This window comes from Treponema sp. R6D11, assembly GCF_054786075.1.
This window is the reverse complement of sequence record NZ_BDHD01000130.1, coordinates 1-4,904: the sequence shown is the minus strand read 5'-3', so window position 1 is coordinate 4,904 and position 4,904 is coordinate 1. Positions and strand designations below refer to the sequence as shown.

Genomic DNA, 4,904 nt, shown 5'->3' with positions numbered 1-4,904 from the left:
CATAATAAAAGACATATATGGCATAGCGAGCGACATCATACGTTGAGTGAATTTATTTGTTTTCATCAGGTTGGTATTTGCTTTATCGAACTTGAATTTTTCGAAATCCGTGTTGCCAAATGTGCGGATAATCATTTGACCGGTTAGGTGTTCTTTTGAGATGAGATTAATTTTATCTATAAGTTTTTGAATTATTTTGAATTTTGGAATAACGAGGAAGAGTAGGGAAAAGAGCATCAACAGCAGGGCGCCGACTGCCAGCCCGATAATCCAAGCCATGGAAGGTGCGTGACGCATAGCCATAGTGAATCCGCCGATTGCCATGAATGGTGCATAGCATATCATGCGTATGCCGATTGTAGGTACCATTTGAATTTGCGTGATATCGTTTGTTGCTCTCGTGATTAAGCTTGAAACTGAAATTTTATCGAACTCTGCTGAACCAAATTTATTGACTTTTTCGAAGATTTTTTTTCGTAGGTTCCTTGCTACTCCACAGGCGATTCTTGAAGAAAGGAGACTAACAAGGACGGCTAATATTCCTGAGATTAGAGCTATAGTTAACATTTGATATCCAACATTTTTTATATATGTGTTTTGGAGATCGTTTTTTTGGAAACCTAATTCTTCGTAGAATGCGAGGTTAATTTTTTGATTGATAGCAGATAATATTTGAGTGTCCATTTTTTCTGCAGCGGCGCGGATTGCTATAATTTGTTCAGGAGAAAGCTCTTGAAGGCTTGTTTTTAGTTTGTATAGATCAATAGCTTTTAATTCGAAGCTGGCGTTCATTTCTTGAGGAGCTGCACCTTGATTTGCATATAATTGCTTAACACAAACGAGCAGGCTACCGCTTGCTTCTTGGAAGCTTTTGTCTAACATTTCGCTTTGTTTTTCTGTTAAGTTTTCCTTTTTATAATATATATAGACCCCTTGTTCTTCGCCGCCTTGAACTACCTTAAGACGGTCGTCATCGATTTTAGGATCCATAACTTTTTCATATGAAGCAACTAGATTTGATTTTTCTTCAGTGGTGAAAAATATGGACATGATTTCATATCCGTTTTTTGATATTTGTTTTGGAGCGATTTCTTCGATTCCGGAACGTTGCAGACCGTTGTTCACTATATTGCTCATATAGTTTGGGAGGTTGATGTCGCACAAGGCTTGACCTGCCAGGATGATGAATGTAATTATAATGAGAATCCAGAAGCCCTTGAGATTTTTGATAAGTTTCGGCATTTTAAATGTCCTTTATGTTTTTATTTCGAAATATTTCGCTAGCGATTTCGCTAAAGCGTTTTGTTAGTCTAACGTATTCTAATGCGTCTTTTTCGCCCATATTGTTTAGTATGTTCATCATATGTTTTCGCATTTTTTTTGAATGTTCTCGGAGCCTTTCTCGACCGAGATCTGTGATGGTTACTAGAATATTTCTGCGATTATTTGTGTCTAACTCTCGGTGGATTTGTTTCTTTTTTTCTAGTGCGCCGAGTGCGGTTGATATTCGGGCGGGGCTTATGCACATGGTCTCGCTTATTTCAGAAGGTAGGAGAGGGATATTTTTTTTGCTTAAAATTTTAAGGATAAACAGCTCTCCCTTGGAACCGCGTTCCATTTGCTCCATCATATTTCCGCGTTTATTAAACATTAGATTTTCGAGTTCCGAAAATGCTTTTTCTATCTTGCTGATAAAATCACCGCCTGACGATTATAATTGTTAATTATTAACACTATTAACTATTATACTCCAACAAAACTGTTTTGTCAATACTTTTTAGTGAAAAATTTTTAGATATTCACATTTCGGCATTGGCAATATTTTGTGTAGATTTTTTTTATGAAGCGTATCAATTTTTTCTCTTATTTTTTCGTCTTCGCAGATGCCATCGCGGATGTATCTATCAAGGACATCGTATGTGAAACCGACTTTTTCTTCATCGGATTTTCCACACATGCCATCGTGAGGAGTTTTATAAATTATTCTTTCTAAGTCTTTTATTGGTGCGCATTCTTTGCCAATTGCACGGACTTCTGTGACTGTGTAGTCGGCTAGGGGGCTAAAATCTCCATATGAATCGCCAAATTTTGTTGCATAGCCGATCCATTCTTCGCTTAAGTTGCAGGTGTTGGCGATGAGACCGTTCTCGAGTTTCGATACGATGTTTGCTTCGATATTCATCCGTATTCCGGCAGGTAGGTTAGTTACTATAGAATCACCTATCTCCTCACTTTTAAACTGCGCGAGATATGCTTCGAATATTGGGGCGATGTTTACTGTTTGGTATTTAATATCAAGATGGTTAACTATTTCTAGGGAATCGTCTATATCCTTTTGTTCGCCGTTTGGAAGAAGGATTCCGCGTACGCGGTCTTTTCCTAAGGCTTCGATACAGAGACCTGCGACTATTGCGCTATCTTTTCCGCCGCTTATGCCAACTATGGCTTTTAAGGTTGATTCGCCGAAGAGTTCGCGAATGAAATCTACGATTCTTCTGTGTTCTGTTTTTGCATCGAAAGACATTTTTTGCTCCTTTTTTATCTAATTTCTTTTTTATAATCTGATAGATCTTTTAGGCTTTGTTCTAAGTTTTGCAAACTTTCTGCAGCTTCTTTCCATTTGCCTTTAGCGAGATTGTTTTTATATTCTTCAAAATAAACAGAAACGGAGTCGATAATTTTTTTGATATTTTGTTCGGTCGTTGGCGTGGAAGGTGTGTTAGGTTTATACTCAAACATGACTTGCAAAGCTTTTTGCAAGGTATCTTCCATTATTACTTTATCTCCATATGCAAGAATTATTCCGCGAAGAACGGTTGAAACTTTTTTCTCGTCCCCGGAAGTTAGATATATTGGTTCGATATATAATAGTGTATTGCTGATTGGTAGTATAATTAGATTGCCGCGTATGATAGATGAACCGCCTTGCCCCCAAAGGGTTAGTTTGGCTGATATGTTTTCGTCTGTATCAATGCGATTTTCAACTTGGTATGGGCCAATAACGCTTTCGGCGTTAGGGAATTTATAGCACGTTAGTTTACCATAGTTTTTTATAGAGCCTGTGGCGGTTAGGTATGCTACAAGATTTTCTTTTCCAGATGGTGTGAAGGCTTTTGTGATGACGAGGTCGTTGTTGTAGTATGTGTAGTATGATGGCATCTCTTCAGGCTTGTCATCTTTGGATTTTTCTTTTGCACTTTCCCATAGGGTGTTTTGTTGATAGAAAACTATTGGGTCGTTTGTATTATATTTTTTTAATATTTCTGCTTGGATATCGAATAGTTTTTCAGGGTAGCGGATGTGTTTTGCAATGTCGTCTGGCAGTTTGTCTTTGGCAAATATTTCTGGATATATGCTGCGATACGCCATAATTATAGGATCAGATTCGTCGATAATATATGCTGAAACGTTGCCGTTATATGCATCGATCACTATTTTGACAGAAGAACGATAATAATTTTTTCCGTTTACAGAAGCCGCTAGAGGGAAGGCGTCTGATGTTGTGTATCCATCGATAATCCATTTTAGCTTGCCATCCCCATCGATTATTATGTGCGCGTCATCATCGATTTCTAAGAATGGAAAGCAAGAATGGGCGCGGTCGACAACGTTTCTGTTAATCATAAGGCGAGAGGTGGAAGTGATTTGTTTTGAAAATATTAAATTGCCATCAAAGTAGCGCAACCCCAGCAACAGGCGATTTAAAGGTGTTAGCTCGATGCCACCTGCACCTTGGTATTTATAATTGTTTGTTATTTCATCATATTCGCCGTCTTTTGTCGCCACAACCGCGTATCCTGAGAAATTTTCCCCATAGTATATTCTAGGTTCTCTAACATCTGGAGCACCATTGATCGAGCGTGCGCCTAAATCTTTGATTATAGTTAATGGTTCGCCTTCGGTTGTAACCTCGTTGATTGGTGCCATTACGACGCCTGAACCATGAGTATATTTCATTTTTGTGTTGATATAGTTTTTGGACGGCAGGGAATTTTGATCGATTTCACGTGCTGCGACATATACTGCCTTTTCCTTTCCGTCTATGTTATATAATGATATGTCTGCGTTTTGAAAGGTATAAAAATTTTTTAAGCTTTGTGTTTGGTTTAGTTCGATTAGGGTTTGGTTGTAATCGGTTGTGCGGGCATTGTTTATAATGTCTTGATTCGCTTGGATAGAGGATGGGGAAAGGCTGTATTCTAGCGGATAGTCCTGAAATGTTAGTTTGTTATCAATGTTATAGGCTTTGCGAGTCCAATCTATACTTGTTTTTATATAGCTTGATTGGACATTTGCCTCATTTGGAGTGACATATAAACCTTTGCCAATAATGCTTGAAAGGCTAAAGGCGATGAAGCAGATTGGGTATAGCAATATGAATGTGATGGCTAGTTTTTGTTTTTTATAGTAACCTAAGAGGATTATGGAAATGAAGACTATTATTAGGAGGTATGGAGCAATTTTATAATATGGAATCCAAATTTTTTCTTCGATAAAGCCTAGCCCGACGAAATTGCTATTTTTCAAATATAATAGATTTTCCGCAACAAATTTGAATGTGATGGCTTTTATAAGAAACAGCATGCTTATTATAACGAGCAAGTGAAAAAATACGTTATGGCGTTTTAAAAATTCTTTCACTCTGCTGGAACGTATGAAATATATTAGGTATATTATTGTTGTTATGACTAGGGTTACGAAAAAGAACCAGAATATAGAATTATATATGTTTTGTAGGAATGGGCGTTTGAATATGTAGTAGCCTATGTCCTGATTGAAGACAGGGTCTGCTGTGCCGAACCATTTTGAGTTTTTAAATAATAGAAAGTTTTTTGAAAGTTGTTTGAAGGAAGCAATTGAGAAGAAGAGACCAAAGATTAGTGAACTGTATAGCGCGTGTTTCT

General features: G+C 37.5%; 4 protein-coding genes. All 4 read right to left on the bottom strand.

Annotation, left to right across the window (positions count from 1 at the left end; translation table 11 throughout):
- On the bottom strand, positions 1-1,242 hold a 1,242-nt coding region (locus tag ACYVTD_RS09705), incomplete at its 3' end, for an ABC transporter permease (protein ID WP_461247575.1).
- Between the two features lies 1 nt (position 1,243).
- The gene (locus tag ACYVTD_RS09700; protein WP_461247577.1) at positions 1,244-1,618 is read right to left on the bottom strand and encodes a MarR family winged helix-turn-helix transcriptional regulator; all 375 of its coding nucleotides are present in this window, start codon (positions 1,616-1,618) and stop codon (positions 1,244-1,246) included.
- 159 nt (positions 1,619-1,777) lie between these two features.
- A complete protein-coding gene (nadE, locus tag ACYVTD_RS09695; protein WP_461247574.1) occupies positions 1,778-2,524 on the bottom strand; it encodes an NAD(+) synthase in 747 nt (248 codons plus the stop codon).
- A gap of 14 nt (positions 2,525-2,538) precedes the next feature.
- Entirely contained in the window at positions 2,539-4,878 is a 2,340-nt protein-coding gene (locus ACYVTD_RS09690) for a UPF0182 family protein (RefSeq protein WP_461247576.1), read from the bottom strand.
- Positions 4,879-4,904 lie beyond the last annotated feature (26 nt).

Coding starts and splice junctions, on each gene's coding strand:
- ACYVTD_RS09700 (WP_461247577.1), bottom strand. CDS start 1,618: ATGGAACGCGGTTCCAAGGGAGAGCTGTTTATCCTTAAAATTTTAAGC.
- nadE (WP_461247574.1), bottom strand. CDS start 2,524: ATGTCTTTCGATGCAAAAACAGAACACAGAAGAATCGTAGATTTCATT.